This is a genomic window from Methanogenium marinum (genome assembly GCF_028912405.1).
GTDB classification, from domain to species: domain Archaea; phylum Halobacteriota; class Methanomicrobia; order Methanomicrobiales; family Methanomicrobiaceae; genus Methanogenium; species Methanogenium marinum.
Window position 1 is genome coordinate 1,672,044 of record NZ_JAKELO010000002.1, and the last position, 18,389, is coordinate 1,690,432.

The 18,389-nt window shown below is 49.7% G+C and carries 16 protein-coding genes; 11 read left to right on the forward strand and 5 right to left on the reverse strand.

The features are described from left to right. Positions 1-252: 252 nt before the first annotated feature. Positions 253-1,980 (forward strand): AAA family ATPase, encoded by a 1,728-nt coding sequence (locus L0665_RS08380; RefSeq protein WP_274925234.1) that lies wholly within the window; start codon positions 253-255, stop codon positions 1,978-1,980. Beyond that, positions 1,970-3,013: a DUF4435 domain-containing protein gene (locus tag L0665_RS08385; protein WP_274925235.1), complete on the forward strand. Its 1,044-nt coding sequence runs from the start codon at positions 1,970-1,972 to the stop codon at positions 3,011-3,013. The genes L0665_RS08380 and L0665_RS08385 overlap by 11 nt, the downstream gene beginning before the upstream one ends. A gap of 1,074 nt (positions 3,014-4,087) precedes the next feature. Here the strand turns inward: L0665_RS08385 and hxlB are convergent. The 5 genes from hxlB to L0665_RS08410 form a co-directional block, all read right to left on the reverse strand. After that, the gene (gene hxlB / locus L0665_RS08390; protein ID WP_274925236.1) at positions 4,088-4,708 is read right to left on the reverse strand and encodes a 6-phospho-3-hexuloisomerase; all 621 of its coding nucleotides are present in this window, start codon (positions 4,706-4,708) and stop codon (positions 4,088-4,090) included. Between the two features lie 81 nt (positions 4,709-4,789). Continuing rightward, the gene (locus tag L0665_RS08395) at positions 4,790-5,971 is read right to left on the reverse strand and encodes an aminotransferase-like domain-containing protein (RefSeq protein WP_274925237.1); all 1,182 of its coding nucleotides are present in this window, start codon (positions 5,969-5,971) and stop codon (positions 4,790-4,792) included. Positions 5,972-6,083: 112 nt separating this feature from the next. Beyond that, positions 6,084-8,279 (reverse strand): elongation factor EF-2, encoded by a 2,196-nt coding sequence (locus tag L0665_RS08400; protein ID WP_274925238.1) that lies wholly within the window; start codon positions 8,277-8,279, stop codon positions 6,084-6,086. Between the two features lie 27 nt (positions 8,280-8,306). Further along, a complete protein-coding gene (locus L0665_RS08405) occupies positions 8,307-8,951 on the reverse strand; it encodes a 30S ribosomal protein S7 (protein ID WP_274925239.1) in 645 nt (214 codons plus the stop codon). Positions 8,952-8,956: 5 nt separating this feature from the next. Further along, on the reverse strand, positions 8,957-9,385 hold the full coding sequence (locus L0665_RS08410; RefSeq protein WP_274925240.1) for a 30S ribosomal protein S12: 429 nt from the start codon (positions 9,383-9,385) through the stop codon (positions 8,957-8,959). A gap of 369 nt (positions 9,386-9,754) precedes the next feature. On the opposite strand from L0665_RS08410, the gene L0665_RS08415 reads away from it, so the two are divergent. The 9 genes from L0665_RS08415 to sepS are packed head-to-tail and all read left to right on the forward strand — an operon-like array spanning position 9,755 to position 18,291. Continuing rightward, on the forward strand, positions 9,755-10,168 hold the full coding sequence (locus tag L0665_RS08415) for a 6-pyruvoyl trahydropterin synthase family protein (protein ID WP_274925241.1): 414 nt from the start codon (positions 9,755-9,757) through the stop codon (positions 10,166-10,168). Then, positions 10,165-10,773 (forward strand): 7-carboxy-7-deazaguanine synthase QueE, encoded by a 609-nt coding sequence (locus tag L0665_RS08420; RefSeq protein WP_274925242.1) that lies wholly within the window; start codon positions 10,165-10,167, stop codon positions 10,771-10,773. Before L0665_RS08415 ends, L0665_RS08420 begins: the two co-directional genes overlap by 4 nt. A 1-nt stretch (position 10,774) precedes the next feature. Then, positions 10,775-11,446 carry a 7-cyano-7-deazaguanine synthase QueC gene (gene queC / locus L0665_RS08425; RefSeq protein WP_274925243.1) on the forward strand — a complete coding sequence of 224 codons (672 nt, stop codon included), beginning with the start codon at positions 10,775-10,777 and terminating at the stop codon, positions 11,444-11,446. Then, entirely contained in the window at positions 11,443-11,961 is a 519-nt protein-coding gene (locus tag L0665_RS08430; RefSeq protein WP_274925244.1) for an NUDIX hydrolase, read from the forward strand. Before queC ends, L0665_RS08430 begins: the two co-directional genes overlap by 4 nt. After that, a complete protein-coding gene (locus tag L0665_RS08435) occupies positions 11,958-12,833 on the forward strand; it encodes an alpha/beta hydrolase (RefSeq protein ID WP_274925245.1) in 876 nt (291 codons plus the stop codon). The genes L0665_RS08430 and L0665_RS08435 overlap by 4 nt, the downstream gene beginning before the upstream one ends. Positions 12,834-12,887: 54 nt before the next feature. Next, entirely contained in the window at positions 12,888-14,159 is a 1,272-nt protein-coding gene (gene prf1, locus L0665_RS08440) for a peptide chain release factor aRF-1 (protein ID WP_274925246.1), read from the forward strand. Positions 14,160-14,161: 2 nt separating this feature from the next. Then, the gene (gene argS / locus L0665_RS08445) at positions 14,162-15,826 is read left to right on the forward strand and encodes an arginine--tRNA ligase (protein WP_274925247.1); all 1,665 of its coding nucleotides are present in this window, start codon (positions 14,162-14,164) and stop codon (positions 15,824-15,826) included. Continuing rightward, positions 15,807-16,706, forward strand: a complete 900-nt coding sequence (gene twy1 / locus L0665_RS08450) for a 4-demethylwyosine synthase TYW1 (protein ID WP_274925248.1) — start codon at positions 15,807-15,809, stop codon at positions 16,704-16,706. The genes argS and twy1 overlap by 20 nt, the downstream gene beginning before the upstream one ends. A 1-nt stretch (position 16,707) precedes the next feature. Continuing rightward, positions 16,708-18,291, forward strand: coding sequence for an O-phosphoserine--tRNA ligase (sepS, locus tag L0665_RS08455; RefSeq protein ID WP_274925249.1), 1,584 nt, complete (start codon positions 16,708-16,710; stop codon positions 18,289-18,291). The last annotated feature ends 98 nt before the right edge of the window (positions 18,292-18,389 follow it).

The following is an 18,389-nucleotide window of genomic DNA, read 5'->3' on the forward strand; positions in this document are numbered from 1 at the left end:
TATTTCAGGACGTGGGATATTAGAAGGTTTACCGTGTGATGTGAAACTAAAAAAGACTGGATTTCCGGGAGATTGATACGGTTTTCCAGGCAGAGGTATCATTGGTCTGTTGTAATTTGGCGTATGGTGTAATTCCAGCGTCCTTGCCGTTTTCAGATGAAACGGTAGATGGTACATACTATCCTCATTTTCCTCGCCTGTTTTTTTGTTGGGCACAACCTAATATCATCTCGGGTAGAATACCGGGTACCTATGTCACTCAAGACACTCCTCGTTACTCCGGCAGGTAAGGAGAAAGTCTGGGATGTTCCCGGCAGGAATCCACCGGATGCGGTACGGGCGCGAGATGCCTTTACTGGTCGTTTTGCGCGCCGGTGTGCTCAATATGCCCGGATACACTACCCGAAGGACTGGGCGATTCTCTCGCCAAACTTTGGGTATCTTCTCCCGGATGATGAGGTACGTAATTATCGTAATGATGAATTTGGGGAATACAGCCTCGAGTTTGATACTATCCGTGAAAATGCAGATTATGATGGTCTTCTGGGGTATGATTCAGTCATTTTTCTTGGAAATCGTGAGGATTATGGAGGGTACATTGATGTGGTCAGGCAGACCTTTACCGGAAGTTGGGTGGAGGTGCCGCTTGAACATGCTGCATCAGGGGGCGAGATGCTTGGTCATCTTGTTGACTCCCTTACACGAGGGAGTCCGCTGCGCAGCAATATCATTCATCTTTCCCGGATACGGGTTGGGGGTCTCTTTGGGCAACTGACTCATGACATATCTCTGTTTCCGGAAGATTCCCTCTCAATAATCACCGCACCGAATGGATATGGGAAGACGACCATCCTCCGGATACTCCGGGCTGTCTTTGTGGGCAATGTAGATGAACTCCGGACACTTCCCTTTGAATCCACAGAACTGGAATTTATTCGGGATGACTCCACTGAACTGGATGTTCGTGATATTCTTCTGATTGAAAAACATCAACGTTCACAGTTTCCTCTGAGAATTGATATATCGTTTACGTATAAGCGTGGTGGAGATGAGGATACACGGTCTTTTGTGCTCGAAGATGGAGAATATGACAGTGATGTGGTATCCGCAGAACTTGCGGGAATTATTCCGCCGGTGCCGGTGAAGTATATCTCTGCCCAGCGCCTCTGGCATGACCGGAATCATAAGATGGGCATAACCGGTGATCTTCTGGCCTCGTATAACCGTAACCATGAGAGGGCATATGAACTCACGATCCTTGCATATGCAGATGACATAATCCGGCGGATTCAGGCACTTCTCGCAGATTATGCTTCAATTGCTCAGGAACTGGATGCCACATACCCCGCCCGTTTCCTGCAGGCACTCCTGGATGGTGTTTCTACTCCTTCAGCAACAGAGATAGAGACAGATCTCATTCATCTGCAGAAAGAGCGGGAATCATTTGAAACTCTCGGTTTTCTTCCATATACCCGGCTTGATGAAGGGGATGTGATGATATCCCCCGGCAGAATTCCGGATGACCGAGGTGTCAGGACAGCAATCTATCTGTATATTGCTGATTCCCGGGAAAAATACCAGATATTTGGGGGGCTGAAACAGAAGATTGACCTTTTGGAGGAAATAATCAACGAATTATTTTTGAATATTGATCTCACGGTTGACATCGAGAGCGGTTTCCTCCTGAAATTTATGGGGAGTGATCCTGTTCGACCTGAATCCCTCTCCTCCGGCGAACAGAATCAACTGGTCATGTATTATGATCTTATTTTTAAGACTGATCCCGGCACACTGGTACTCATTGATGAACCTGAAATTTCTCTGCATGTGGTTTGGCAGCGAAAATTTTTAGACACCATTTTAGGTATCATCGGAATAACAGGTTCGGATTTCATCCTCGCCACCCATTCCCCGCAGCTAATTCATACACACTGGGACAAAACTATTGACTTATCAGGGAACTATCCCGATGAAGGGTAAAAATCGTCGGTTTGCCGGGTATCGTCTGGAAGATATCTGGGCTGATCCCGATGAAATCAAGGGCATGATTGAGATGATGGAGATGACCTATCCCGGGATGGGTGAAAAGGTTTTTGTGATCACCGAAGGTCCTTATGATCTTGATGTGTATGATCGATGTTTTAACAGTGATGCATGTTTTCTGCGGATTGCGAACTCAAAGGAGAATGTCTGTGATATTGTGGAAGGGATCTGTTCCAGGAATACACTACCCAATACAGCGGGGCATGAGCATGGTAGTTCCCTGACAGAACGTCGTATCATTGGTATAATTGACAGTGATTATTCCCTTTTTGATAGGTCATTGAAAGAGGGATATAAAAATATCTTCCGGACTGATACTCATGATCTGGAGACGATGCTCATTGTGTCCGGTGCCCTTGAAACGGTCATAGAAATCATTGAGAATAATGCGTTTCCACAGACATTTTCCCAGAAGGCCTATGGATCACTACGTCAGGGAAACCTGCGGGTGGCACTGACACGGGCGGCCCGGTACCTGGGTCTTGCAGTCTTTGTGAACAACCAGGCTGGTCTCAATATTTCGTTTAAGCACATCAACTGCAAGAAACGTGACACTTTTTCCCGGTTTGTCAATGCTGAAACACTTGAATGTGATATCGAAGCCCTGAAAAAGGTGATTCTTGGGAAGAATGCAGAACGGGGGCAGGAGTTCATCGATGTGTTTGATCAAATAATACGGGAATCGGGTGGATATTATTTTGAATACCCATGGCATATTTGTCGGGGGCATGATCTGATATGTATCCTGCTTCGTGATCTCAATCTGCGGTATTCCCTGCGTGATGGTGAAGAGATCAGGGGTCGTGATCTCGAACGTCTCCTGCGGCGTCATTATAAACCGGTATACTTTGCAGATACTGACCTCTGCAGGCAGATTTGTGACTGGGAGGAAGAGACGTTTGGCAGCGGTGTTTCACGTATCTTCTCTCCTCAGGTATATCAGGCATTGTTGTCAAAAACAAATGTCTGAATATTGGAAACGGGGCTCCCCCCTCTCACTCGTCCCTGTTTTTTGTCACCCTTTTGCTACCCTTTTTGGTCCCCTGCATTTGGGGATTTGGGGGCAGAATGAACGTATTTTGTGTTCATATTTTCTGCCGAAAAATTATGGTGTTAATGCTCGCTATTTGCTAAAAACACCGATTATCACGGACAATGAAGCGGTTGCTATTGGCGGATATTTTCAGAGGATGTATTGCATGTCCCGACTGAGTATTGCCTGTTCCGGGTTTCACTGGGGCACCCGTGGCGGGGCAGTCTCTGCACAATTATTTTCTCTCAAGCCCGGAGAACGTTTCACACTTTCACCCGGTTTTCATCCACAAAATGAAAACAAAGAGACTTCATGAAATGCCCGTATTGGTCTTTATTCTTCTAAATAAGTATATTATATAGATATATGTACAGATAGTAAGAGACGTTTACATGCATCCGGGAGAACATTCAGCATGTCTGATTATTTTGCAGGGACATGTCTGTGTCTCTCTGATTCCGGGGAGAGTGAAAACGAAGAGATGAATAAAATATGCACGTGGAAATGACCTGTTATAGGTCATAAATGAGGTATTCCCCTACATTCACACAAAAACAGGGCAAAGAATCTGTGTGAAAATATGAAAAACAACCGGCTGAATGAAATATCACTGGCTGAATATTTGAAATGGTGCTCCCCTTTCTCACTCATCCCTGTTTTTTTACCATTTATCCACCCTTTTTGATTTCCTCCGTTGGGGGATTTAGGGGCAGAATGGACGTATTTTTTGTTCATATTTCCTGCCGGAAAATTATGGCTGTAATGTTTCTTATTTGCTATAAATACCGATTATCCTGGACTATTAAGTGGCTGCTATTGGTGGATAATTTTGGAGGACGTATTGGTCGTCCTGACTAAGAATGGTTCACTCCGGGCTTATGTGCGGATACTTTTTCCGGGCCACAGGGTTGCAGAATATGGGGTTTTGCCCCGATTATGCCTCCTGTGCCTAAGTTTCATCCAGAATTGTCGGATTTGCACCCCGGCTGCGGGAAAAGGGGCAAATAAAATTTATTGGATATTGGAGTAATTGTCTTCAACTTCGTCTTTTGCGGTGTGGCGCAGGTCCATGAGTTCGAGGATGACCGCGTCTGAGAAGATCATGGCTGCGGTTTCGAAAAGAGAGCCTATAGGTGCCTTTGGGTTGTAGTCTGCACCTGACCGGTGTGAACCTGTTATCTGCCGGATGGCAAAGTCAGAAGAGAGCCCTTCGTCGTCATACTGACGGCTGTCGAGGACAACTGCGAGGTCGGCTATCGTTGCTATGGAAGATTCGCTGCGTGATGTGACAAGGGCGAGTGTGCCGCCAACCATTTTCGCTGTCTTACATATGTCGGTGATGGAATGTGTTTCACCAGACCCGGAGAAGGCAACGAGCAGATCCCCTTTCTGCATCGCTGGTGTAATTGTTTCACCAACGACATAGCTCTCCATCCCAAGATGCATCAGCCGCATTCCAAACGCTTTTGCAATGAGTCCTGACCGTCCTGCGCCTGTCACATAGACTCGGGATGCACCAAGGAGTGCATCCATAAATTGGTGTCCTTCCCTGTCAGATACGGTATCTGCTATTGAACCTGCAGCAGAAGAGATCATCCGCATCAATTCCTGAATACTGTAGCATGTAGCCATGGTTTCTTTAGAGATATTGGCAGTGATATAAGAAAATGATCGTTATAGTATCCGTTTTTTGTCGCAAATAAACGAAAAAAGTTATTTTTTGCCACAGAGGCAGTATGCCCGTTTCAGCCGCGCCATCCCCTCTTCTATCTCTGTTTCGTTTGCAGTGGAAAAATTCAGGCGGAATGTATCATAGCCGCCACCTTCCGCATAAAAGGGAACGCCGGGAAGCACTGCTACACACTCTTTCAGGCACGCATGAAAGAGGGCCATTGAGTCCTTCCCTTCCGGCATGGTGGCAAGCATGAACATTCCCCCTTCCGGAGTGGTGTGGATGACATCGGGGAGCAGGTCATCCAAAAGGTCACACATCTGGTTGCAGTTCTTCTGATAGACCCGACGCACCCGTTCGAGATGTCCCTCATAGTCATGGGTGGTAAGGTATCGGTACATCACTGCCTGTGAGAGTGCATTCGGGTGAAGGTCTGCTGCCTGACGGACAGCATCGAATTTTTCAATGACCTGAGCCGGAGCATATATCCAGCCGATGCGCATACCGGGTGAGACAGTCTTTGAAAACGACCCGCTCATCACCCCGCATTCAGGTGCGAAAGCCTTAACCGGGATGCGTGGCCGACCATCGAAAGCGAGTTCGCCAAAGGCATCGTCTTCGTAGAAGATGGTATTTGTCTCCCGGCAGCATTCTGCACATTCCTTCCGGCGGGTTTCAGTGTATGACATCCCGGACGGATTCTGGAAGTTTGGAATGCCGTAGAAAAATGCAAGATTATCTTCTTGGCAAAGGGTGTGAAAGGCGTCAATGTCCGGGCCTTCTTCTGTCACCGGAACCGTTTTGAAACGAGGTTGGTAGTAACTGAATGCCTCAATCGCTCCAAGATACCCCGGTCGTTCCATCCCGACCACCGTACAGGGGTCCACGAATAATTTTGCTATCAGGTCAAGGCACTGCTGGGATCCGTTTGTGATGCGTATCTCATCTGCAGTGGCAGGAAGCCCCAGACGGGACCGATACCGTTCTGCGATAAATTCCCGCAGGGGGAGATACCCATCGGTGGTCGTATACTGGAGGGCTGTTTCTCCCTCTTCTGCAAAGACGGCTGCTGCGGCATCGCGGATGCCCGCCACGTCAATGAGGGAGGTCATCGGGAGTCCGCCTGCAAAAGAGATGATTTTCGGATCGCGTGATATCGCAAAGAGTTGGTCCAGGAATGATTCCGGGGCTGCGTCAAGCCTGCGTGCAAACTGATAGTTCATGGAAGTGTGTCTCTCATATACTGTCTGCGGGGGAGATACTAAAATCAATCCGATATGGGTAGAAAAACTGAACGATCCTGTTGTTCTGTGGGTGAATTCAGGAAAAAAAAGATTATGAGAGGTAGTCTGCAGGTTCAGGAATCTGCTCTTTGAGGCCTTTGCGCTTCCTGATTTCCTTTACTACGTCTTTGAGCATGCCAGCTGGCACAGTCTCGAATCCAGCGAATTCTGTAGACCACATAGCACGTCCTTCTGTTGCGGATCTGACATCGCCTGCGAACCCAAAGAGTTCTGCAACCGGTGCCTTTCCGATGACAGTGATTGTGTCACCTTCGGACTTCATGTCAAATACCTGACCACGACGTCCCTGGATCTGGGCTGTTGCTGCACCCATGTGGTCCTGTGGGACGGTGATCTGGAGAATCTGCATAGGTTCGAGAAGTGAAACGCCGGCCATCAGAATTCCGCCTTTCACTGCGCCACGGACAGCAGGAATGACCTGTGCCGGGCCACGGTGAATGGCATCCTCGTGGAGCTTTACATCCACAAGACGGATCTTTGTATTCTGAACCTGCTCATTTGCAAGAGGACCACCTGCGAGTGCTTCACGCCATGCTTCAAGGACAAGTTCCATGGTTTCATTCAGATTCTGAATACCCTTGGTCATGTCGAAGAACATGTTGGTGCCCTGGATTGCAGTCAGGTTCTTTGCCTCGTCCTTGTCAAAGCCTGCTTCGAGGAGTGCGTCACGGCGTTCCATCGCAGGGACGTCCATGATGATATCTCCGTCTTTGAGTTTCTTGACGATTTCTTCTGAGAGAGGCTCGAACTCGAGATAGAACCGGTTGTGGCGGTTTGGTGACTTTCCTTCGATCGGGCCTATGCTACCGGTGATCGTCTCACGGTATACCACAATCGGTGGGGTGGTCACAATCTCAACACCCTTATCCCGGTGGATACGGTGGGTGATGATCTCAAGGTGTAGTTCTCCCATACCGGAGATCAGGTGTTCTCCGGTCTCCTCGTCGATCTTTACGAGAACGGTCGGGTCTTCCTTTCCGACCTGACGAAGTACGGTCACAAGCTTCGGGAGATCCTTCATGTTCTTTGCTTCAACAGCAACGGTCATGACAGGTTCTGAGTAGTGCTTGAGAGACTCAAAGGTCTGCATCTCCATCATAGTTGAGACGGTGGAACCGACCATGCCATCTTTGAGGCCGGTGACAGCGACAATATTCCCTGCATTCAGTGATTCGACCTCAATACGCTCTGCACCCATGAAGATAGCAACCTGGGTAAGGCGGTTGACGTTCTTTGCAGTACCCATGACATACAACTCGTTTCCACGTTTCAGGGTGCCGGAGAAGAGACGCCCGGTGGCGACTTCGCCTGCGTGCGGGTCAAAGGAGATGTCTGTTACCATCAGGCATGCAGGACCCTTAGGGTCACAGTGGAGCATTGCCTGTCCTTCCGTGGTGCTCGGGTCTCCGTGCTGCCAGATGATTGGCACACGGCGTTTCTGAGCAACAAGTGGGTCTGGAAGATGGTTTACTACCATATCAAGGACAACTTCACACAGAGGGCTTGACTTGGCGAGTGTCTTCATGTCCCCTGCCTTACAGCAGTCATATACGTCCTTGAAGGAGACACCGCTCGTCTTCATGTACGGGATAGAGATTGCCCAGTTGTAGAGAGCTGAACCGAATGCGACAGTTCCTTCTGCTGCATCGAGTTTCCAGCCACTCTTGTAGGCCTCTTCGTTCATGCCCTTGATGAGCCTGTTCACTTTGTCAATGACCTTTCCGAGGCGGATCTGCATCTCGACTTCGTCAACAAGCAGTTCGTTAATCAGGCGATCTACTTTGTTGATAAAGAGAACGGGTCTGACTCCTTCCTTCAGGGCCTGGCGCAGGACAGTCTCTGTCTGGGGCATCGTGCCCTCAACTGCGTCCACAAGCACTACAGCACCGTCAACCGCACGCATTGCACGGGTAACGTCACCGCCGAAGTCAACGTGGCCCGGGGTATCAATCATGTTGATGAGGTATTCTTTTCCCCCATATTCGTGAACCATCGAAACGTTTGAGGAATCGATGGTGATACCGCGTGCCTGTTCCTCCTCATCGGAGTCCATCCAGCATGCCTTTCCGGCAATTTCTTCGCTGATCATCCCTGCTCCGGCAAGGAGATTGTCAGAGAGAGTGGTTTTCCCGTGGTCAATGTGTGCGACAATACCGATGTTCCGGATCTGTTCCGGCTGGCTCATCAGTGTTGTGACCCGCTCGACCATTTTTCGCCTACGCGTCATAGTGAATCTCTAAAAGAATATTGGGGTTTATCGTGCAGACTTTGCCACACGTTCGCGTTCTTCTTTCTTTCCAACAGAGTAACAACGGACATCACCGCTTGCTGCTGCAATGAGTTCGTCTGCAAGGACGTTTGCTGCCGGTTTCTTCTTCTTGTGGGAAGACTGGCTTACGCCACGTGCAATGAACATCAGAGCTGTGTCAACACGACGCTGGGGAGCGGTATCAACTGACTTTGGGACATTGATACCACCGTACTTCAGACGGACGGTCTCCTCACGGGGACCTGCATTTGCAAGGGCGTCAAGGAGAATCTGCACCGGGTTCTTCTTTGTCTTCTTGAAGACAATGTCGAATGCATCCTTGACGATGCGGGTGGTGAGTTCCTTCTTGCCGGTGTTTTTCTCTGTCTGCATGAGCTTGTTAATCAGGCGTTCGACAATGAGCATATTGCTCTTTGCAAACTGGGTGCCTGCAAGCTTTCCACAGGAGTGTGGTACAATCATGGACTGGGTACTGACGTAGCGAACCATACCCGGATCTTTGATTTCGACTTCTGAGATGTCCCACTTGTTGAAGAGCAGGTATCCGGGGATAACCGGTTTCTCTTCAACTGGTGTATCCAGGACTGGTTCTTCGACAGCAACATCTGCCTTAATTTCTTCCTCTGTCATGATGATCACCTGCGTGGCTTCTCCTTCTTTCCAATGACCATTTCACGGAGACATACATTGTTCACTTCAATGACCTGGTATCGGACACCAGGGATATCTCCCTTTGAACGGCCGAGACGGCCGCCGATGCCCTCGATGGTGACTTCGTCGTGTTCATCAATGAAGTTGATAGCGCCATCGCCGACTGCAAATGCAGTGACCTGGCGGCCGTTCTTGATCAGCTGTACACGGACACATTTCCGGATAGCTGAGTTCGGCTGTTTTGCTTCCACTCCGACCTTCTCAAGAACGATTCCCCGGCCCTGTGGTGCACCTTCGAGAGGGTCTGACTTAATGTCGAGACCGAGTTGGCGGCGTGCATAGTTGGTGTCGCGCCACCTGTTATCCTTGGCAACGCGCTTGCATTTTCGCGCTGCAAATTTTCCATTTCCCATTTGGTTACCTCAGTTTTCAGCATGAACGCAGGTACGCCTGAAATTTCATGCCTGGTTTCGAAATTGATATCCTATTGTGACTGAGATGGGTAGAATCAATCCCTGCCCGGATTCCCGTTTTTTTCCATTATAGGGGATATCCGGCTGATCTCCCATCCATCTCCGCCGCTGTCACCTGACATACCAGATTTCTGCCTATATACTTACACAGGGCAACTAATAAATACTGTCGTGTGGGTGTGAATTATTTTTGCATGTGAGCGCGCGTCACATAGGTCTGGCGCAGTATGGTGACATATGGTCTGCCATGTATGATGGACCTCTACGACAGCCATCATATACTATCCTCACCCATGCTGTTTCATAGCTATGAGCATGACAATATACAAGGAAGCATATTTTGAGGCAAGTCATCGCCTTCTCAATTATATCGGCAAGTGCTACCGCCTGCACGGGCATCAGTGGCGTGTTGAGGTCTGGATTACAGGAGAGGTTGATGCAGAGTCGCAAATTCTCGTTGACTATAACTGTATCAAACAGGTGGTTAACCGGTTTGATCATGAGGTTATCCTTAACTGCAAAGACCCGATGGTTCCGTGTCTTTCCGCTTTTCAGGAGGTCATTACAACAGAGGGTGATCCGACCTCTGAGAACCTTGCGCGAATCATTGCAGGGATGATAGATGAATCCTGCACTGCAGATGGTATCCCCGCCTCCGTGACAAAGATCCGTGTCTGGGAGTCGACGTCCTGCTATGCCCAGCTCACTTTTGATGTGATATGAAAGTAATTGAGATATTCTCTTCGATATCTGGTGAAGGTCTCAGGCAGGGCCTTCCGGCTACATTCGTCCGCTGTGCCGGCTGCAATCTCCACTGCGCCTGGTGTGATACGCCTGAGTCTCATAATGAGGGAACGGAGATGAGCATAAATGAGGTAGTCTCTGCTGTTTCTGCAGGCATGCCTCGTTATGTAATTATCACAGGCGGGGAGCCACTCCTGCAGGAAAATGATTTAAAAGGACTTCTCACCGTTCTCCGTGATGCGGGATACCGCATTGAAATCGAGACAAATGGCACTATCGACTTCAGGGGCGTGCAGGAATACGCGACGGTGAGTATGGATATCAAGTGCCCGTCTTCCGGTGAGGAGTCGGATGCTACTCTGCTTGCTGATATCCGGCCCGAAGATTCTGTGAAATTTGTTGTTATGGACCGCACCGACTGCCTGTATGCACAGGAGGTAATTGAATCTCATGATATTGCAGGCACGGTATTCATCTCCCCGGTATGGGGGGGCAATTATCGGGAAATTGCAGATTTTATTCTGGAAGAGGGAATTGAAGCGCGATTCCAACTGCAACTGCACAAATCAATCGGGGTAAAATAATATGAAAGCAGTCTGCCTTCTCTCGGGCGGGATGGACTCATCCACGCTTGCCTATGTGGCACGGGACATGGGGTATAGTATCATCGCCCTGCACCTCCGGTACGGTCAGCCGACCGAAGACACAGAGTACGATTGTGCCCAAAAAATTGCCGCATCACTGGATGCGGAAGAATTCTTTACGGTGAATCTGGACTATCTCCGTCGTATCGGGGGGTCCAGCCTGACTGATGATTCACTGACTATAGGGGATCATGACGGAAGTGAGGGTGGCATCCCGAATACCTATGTGCCATTCCGGAATGCAAATCTCATAGCGATTGCGACTTCACTTGCGGAAGCCCGTGGGGCTGAGGCAATCTTCATCGGGGTGCAGGCATCAGATTATGCCGGATACCCGGACTGCCGCCCGGAGTTTGTCGAGGCATTTCAGCAGGTGATTGATACGGGGACTGCTGACTCCACGCACATCCGTCTCATGACACCGTTTGTGAATATGTCCAAAACGGAAATTCTGAAACAGGGATTTGCCCTTGGTGTGCCGTATGAAGATACATGGTCGTGCTATCGGTCCGGTGCACCTGCCTGTGGTACCTGTGATTCCTGTCATTATCGTCTGGCGGCATTCCGGGAGGTAGGGAGGGAAGACCCGATTCCGTATGAGGTGCGGGAATGAGCGGGACACCAATCCCCGGGAAAAAGAAGATCACGCTGGAGACCATCTCTGTCACCCTGCCGTCTGGTGTGGTGAAGGAACGGCGGGTTGTCCATCCCGGGCATGCGGTTGCAATGTTGCCCATTGAAGGAGATTTCTGTTATCTGGAACGGCAGTATCGCTTTGCTGTTGGTGAGTGGATTTATGAAGTTCCCGCGGGTACAATTGACCCCGGTGAAACACCTGAGGAAACCGCCTTCCGCGAACTGATTGAAGAGACCGGAATGGCGGCAGATACGCTCATTTCCCGTGGGAAAATATACCCGGCACCAGGATACACAGATGAGGTAATCTACCTCTTTGAGGCCCGTGATCTCTCTGCGTCTGACGCGTATGGGATGGATGAGGACGAACAGATTGAAGTGGTCAAAGTCTCCCTCCGTGAGATGGAGGAGATGATTCTGGACGGCCGCATTATCGATGCAAAGACCATCTGCCTTGCCTATCATTATTTCCGCGGGCAGACAAAGTCATGAAATGGACGGTGCTCCTTCTTTTCTGTGTGACTGCTGTGGTTCTGGGGGCGGGATGTACCTCCCCTGGCGCAAAAGAGACAGTGCCTCTTTATTCCCTTGATGATACAGGAGCCCTTTCCATCGTGGGTATCACATCTGTTTATGAAGAGTCTCCATCAGAGATTTCTCCAAAAAATGGAAGTGTGGTGCTCTCCCGTTTGATCTTCTCAGATAATTATGGCAATGTCCATGCGATCCTTGCTGCTCCGGCCCACCCGGTGGCAGCGGTTGTGATGGTGCCGGGCGCGGGAGTCGCAGCTACAGCACACCAGGAGCGTGCTGTCACCTATGCAGAGAGAGGTATTGCGATGGTGGTCCTTGATCTGCGAGGCAATGGTGGTGAGACGACCGGGCATACTGATGGTCTGAGTGGGGATCTCCGTCGGTTCACCTCTGGTACCACCCCCCAGTGGTATCTGACCATCGGTGATATTATGGCAGCAAGGATGATGCTCACCGAACGGTTCGGTGTCCCCGTGTATATCATAGGATCATCAAATGGTGGAATGACGGGTGCGGTTGCAGCATCCATTGACTCCGGTGATTCCGGATATTTTGGTGTTTCAACATCTGGCATATCTGCTGGAGATGATGCTTCTCAGGATGTTTTGTCCTTTGTCAGATCAGTTGACCCCGGTGCATATGTAGCAGGGATTTCCCCGGACCCGGTGTGGTTGTTTCACTCCCCGTCAGATTCAGTTATCCCATATCAAAAGGGTCTGTCTCTCTTTAATGCAGCAGAAGATCCGAAGAATTTTGAATCATTCAATGGCACCCATGGGATCACTCCTGAGGTTGATACCATGATCACCGGTGCTATACTCACCTTTTAATGTTTCTGAAAGAGAATTATAGTAACAATTTGCCACCCGGAGGCATACCCAAGCATGGCAGAAGAAGTGGAGATGGACAGCGCCCGAAAGCGCTATGAGTTTAAAAAGACCCTCGAACGGCTGAGGCAGAAAGAGGGCAGCGGAACCGAACTGATAACAATATACATTCCCCCGGATAAACAGATTTATGATGTCACATCTCAATTGAGGGACGAATTTGGGCAGTGTTCCAATATTAAGAGTAAGCAGACACGATCAAATGTTCAGAGTGCCATCTCCTCGATTCTCTCGCGCCTGAAATATTATAATAGGCCACCGGAGAGGGGCCTTGCCATCTTCTGCGGGGCTATCAAGATCGGCGGTGATCGTACAGATCTTGAATGCACCATCATTGAACCCCCTGATATCGTACCGCTCTATATGTACCGGTGCTCATCGCGCTTTGAACTTGAGCCGATGGAACAGATGCTTGTGGAGAAGGAAGTTTATGGGCTTCTGGTTCTCGACCGTCGTGAATCGTATCTCGGATTTTTGCGCGGAAACCGTATCGAGCCCATTTCCGGTGTGACATCCACAGTACCCGGGAAACAGCGAAAAGGTGGTCAGTCAGCTATGCGTTTCCAGCGTCTCCGCCTGATTGCTATCAATGAATTCTACAAGAAGATCGCTGACCGGGCGACTGATGTCTTCATGGCAGAACCGGACTTCTATAACCGGTTCAAGGGAGTCCTTATTGGTGGTCCCACGCCCACAAAAGATGAGTTTGCCAGCGGCGGATACCTCCATCACGAACTCCAGAAACGGGTCATCGGTCTCTTTGATGTGTCATACACAAATGAGTCAGGCCTTAGTGAACTGGTAGATAACGCGCATGAGGCACTCCGCGGTGTCGAGGTGATGAAGGAGAAGTCTGTTATGGACCGGTTTTTAAAGGAACTGATCAAAGACGAGAGTGCTTCCGCTTATGGTGAGGAATCTGTGAGAAAGAACCTTGAAATTGGTGCGGTTGATACACTTCTTCTCTCTGAGACTCTCCGCAATGTACGCCTCCGTATCCGGTGTCAGAGCTGTGATTATGAAAAGGAAGAGACGGTGCAGATTGATCCGGGGAAATCTGTAAAGGACATTCCCCTTGGAAATTGCCCTACCTGCACTGCACCCCTCTACCTTGAGGAAGAGACCGACATCATTGATGAACTGACTGAACTTGCTGATTCAACTTCGACGAAAGTAATGATAATATCCGATGATTTTGAAGAAGGATCAATCCTCTTCAATGCGTTTGGCGGGATTGCAGCAATACTGCGATACAAGACAGGATACTAATAATGTACCAGGAAGCATACCAGGCTGTTGAAACAGCCCTGAAAGACGCAACAGGAGTAGCAGACGTGCTCCTTGGTGATGGCGGCGACCATGCTGACCTTGCGTCAACCGTTGCCTTTGCACTCGCAAAGACAGAGAAGAAGAGCCCTGTGATGATTGCAGGGGATATAACAAAATCAATATCAGATAAGCTGGCTTCTGCAGGCATCACTGTTTCCACAACAGGACCGTATATCAACTTTGTTTTTGGGAATGCGTATGTTGCAGGTGTGGTTGAAGCGGCGTCTCATCCGGACTACGGGCGCCTGCCTGACGTTTCGGGCAGGGTCTGTATAGAACATACCTCGGCAAACCCCAACGGGCCACTGCATGTGGGTCATATCAGAAATTCGGTCATTGGAGATACTCTTTCACGGGTTTTCCGGAAAGCAGGGTATGACATCGATGTCCAGTATTATCTGAACGATATGGGTCGTCAGATTGCAATCGTCTCCTGGGGATTTGATTTTCTTGATATTCCACAGAATCAAGGCGAGAAGGACGACCATTATGTTGCCCGTGTTTATGTTGCGGCAAACCGTGCCCTTGAGGCAGATCCCTCAATAAAAGAAGAAATCGACCGGCGCATGGGCCTTATTGAACAGGGAGATCCCGAAACAGTGGAGAAGTTCCGCCGGGCGGTATCTCTCTGTGCAGAGGGGATAAAGGTCACACTCAACCGCCTCAATAGTCCCCACGACCAGTTTGTCTGGGAGTCAGGATTTGTTCAGGACGGTTCGATGGTAAAAATTCTTGACCGGGTGGAGGCCCTTCCCGAGTCATCCCATAATGATATTCTCACCGTTGACCTCACGGAATTTGGGTTTGAAAAAGAGTATGTGCTGCGGCGTTCAGACGGAACAAGTGTGTATGCTGCCCGTGATCTTGCCTATCATGCATGGAAAGGCGAAAACTTTGAACGATTCATAGATGTGCTGGGAGCTGACCACAAACTAATCGGTGCCCAGTTGCAGGCGACAATGAAACTCCTTGGTGAAAAAGCACCCGAGATAGTATTCTTTGAGTTTGTAAGCCTCCCGGAAGGCTCTATGAGTACCCGTGCCGGTAAGTTCATCTCTGCTGATGAACTCCTCGATGAGGTGACCAAAAAGGCGTTTGATGAGGTGACGAGCCGCCGGTCTGAACTCCCTGAAGAGGAACGCCGGGCCATTGCTGCATCGGTCGCTGTCGGGGCGGTCCGTTATGATATTGTCCGTGTCTCACAAGAGAAAAGCACGGTATTCGACTGGAAGCAGGCGCTTGACTTTGAACGTCAGAGTGCCCCTTATATTCAGTATTCTCATGCACGGGCCTGTTCCATCCTGGAAAAAGCGGGAGAGTTCACTCCTTCATATACATTATCCACAGAATCTGAGATCGCCCTTGCCAAACACATCGGCCTCTTCCCTGATGTTTTGCAGACTGTGATGGCTGAACTCCGCCCGCATCACCTTGCAATATATGCCCGTGACCTTGCGGATCTCTTTAATGTGTTTTACCATGCTGACCCGGTCCTCAAGGCAGAGGCGGGAGTACGGGATGCCCGGCTGACTCTTGTCCGGGCGGCACAGAATACCCTGAGCGAAGTGCTCCAAACCCTTGGTATCGATGCAATCAGAAGCATGTAGGGCCCTCATAAAACAGGGCTATCAGTTTTTTTCACCCCGTTCTTCTGCGGCTCTCAAGCCGTGTATGTGGAATAAACGGACTCTGCGTGGCGGGGATATGTGTTACAAGGCACAGTTCTATGGCATTAGTAGCCACCGCTGTGTCCAGATGACTCCGACTCTTAAATGCAACCAGCGCTGCCTCTTCTGCTGGCGGTCTATGGAGTATGAAGTGGTTGAAGAGGAAGAGTGCCCTCCGGAGGTCATCATGGATCGTCTGCACCCTCTCCAGAAGAAGGCTCTTGCCGGATATAATCCGGTTGCAAACAGTGCGATTGAACCGAAACTCTGGGAAGAGGCCCTCGCGCCTGACATGGCAGCAGTTTCACTATCCGGTGAACCCACGCTTTATTCACAGTTGCCGCGTCTCTTTGACCTTTTGAATGATGCCGGTTTCACCACGTTTCTGGTCACAAACGGCACCCGCCCTGAGATGGTCAAAAAATGCAGTCCGTATCAGACCTATGTCTCACTGGATGGTCCTGATGAGGAGACATACCAGCGTGTCTGCCGGCCCATGGAGGACTCCTGGGAACAGGTATTGGAAACTCTCTCCCTTTTGGGGAGCAGGCGGTCTGCGATACGCATAACTGTCGTAAAAGGGCTCAATGATATCAGCCCGGAGGGGTATGCCCGCCTGATTCAGGATGCCGGGCCCCTTTATGTTGAGGTGAAGGGATACATGTATCTTGGCTACTCACGTAACCGTCTTACCCGTGCGCATATGCCATCCCACGAGTATGTGGCGGCGTTTGCAAACGAAATCACGAAATACTGTGATTACGAAGTCCATGATGAAAGCCCGGTATCCCGGGTGGTTTGTCTTACACGCGGTGATTAAAATGAAATTTGATCCAGATGAATACCGGGAATTAGCACGTACTGACTTTGAACATGCATGGAATAAAGGACCTGAAATTTTGGATCCGGTTGGGGCAGACAACAAATACCCGCGGTACAGATACAAATCTGCCCGCCGCCACCCAATTGCAGAAACAATCTCACGCCTGCGGGAAGCCTATCTCTCGATTGGGTTTGATGAAGCACGGGTTCCCCTTTTTATCGATGAAAAAGATGTATACCGCCAGTTTGGACCAGAAGCATCTGCGGTTCTTGACCGTGTCTTCTATCTTGGTGGTCTGCCGCGTCCGAATGTGGGCATAGGGAAGGAACGTATTTCCCAGATTGAGGCAATCCTCGGCAAAAGTCTGGGTGAAGAGGGAGAAGAGCATCTCCGTGAGACTCTGCATGCATACAAAAAAGCGGAGGTGGACGGCGATGAACTCACCTATGAACTTGCAAAGGTACTTGACTGTGACGATGCCCTTGTTGTGCGTATGATGGATGAGGTCTTCCCTGAGTTCCGTGCATTGGTGCCGGAGTCTTCCCGGACCACTCTGCGTTCGCACATGACTTCCGGCTGGTTCCTTTCTTTAGGGGCTATGTGGGACCGTCTGCCCCTTCCCATTCGCCAGTTTTCCATCGATCGCTGTTTTAGGCGGGAACAGGAGGAGGGGCCGACCCGCCTGATGACCTATCACTCTGCTTCATGTATTGTTGCAGGTGAGCATGTGACCGTTGAAGATGGCAAAGCCGTTGTTGCAGCCCTTCTGGGAGCATTTGGGTTTGAGAACTTCGAATTCCGGCCCGATGAGAAGCGCTCTAAATATTATATTCCTGACACCCAGACCGAAGTGTATGCCCGTCATCCCGTGCATGGCTGGGTGGAAGTTGCCACATTTGGCATGTACTCCCCCTCTGCTCTTGCTGAATACGGGGTCGGTGTTCCGGTGATGAACCTCGGGTTCGGGGTGGAACGTCTTGCAATGATTGAGTATCAGGCAGATGATGTCCGCCAGCTCACCCATCCGCAATTTTTCCCTCCGGTATTTTCCGATTCAGACCTTGCAGCAGGCATCGGCCTGCGGGAAACCCCGAAGACGACACCGGGCATTCTTATGGCAGAGGCAATTTTAAAGGCCGCAACTGTCCATGCAAAGGAAGAGAGTCCCTGTTCATTTGAGGCATGGGACGGGGAATGCTGTGGGACAAAGATTCGTGTCTTTGTCGAAGAAGATGAAGAGAACTCACGTCTCTGTGGCCCGGCGGTCTTCAATGACATCTATGTCGAAGATGGCAAAATCCTCGGTGTGCCGGATACGAAAAAGTTTGCCAAGGTGAGAGAGAATGGTGCTTCTGCCGGCATTTCGTACCTTGAAGCAGTGGCAAACCTTGCTGCAGCACGTATCGAGGAAGCGGCCTGTTCCGGGGAAAGCATCCGGGTGCAGGTAAAGATGGCAAAAATTCCGTCTGATGTGAATCTAAAAATTGAGAATCATGTGATGCGGACAATCAATGACAATAACAAGAAGATTGATGTCCGGGGTCCGGTCTTTGTTACGGTAAGAAGTGTACTGGACGTATAATCCGGATTACATTCACGTTCTTATTTTCTTTTTTTCAGGATTTGTGAGGTCCTTTTGGCGTCGTGATGTATTGTATGAGACAATATGAAATATATTAG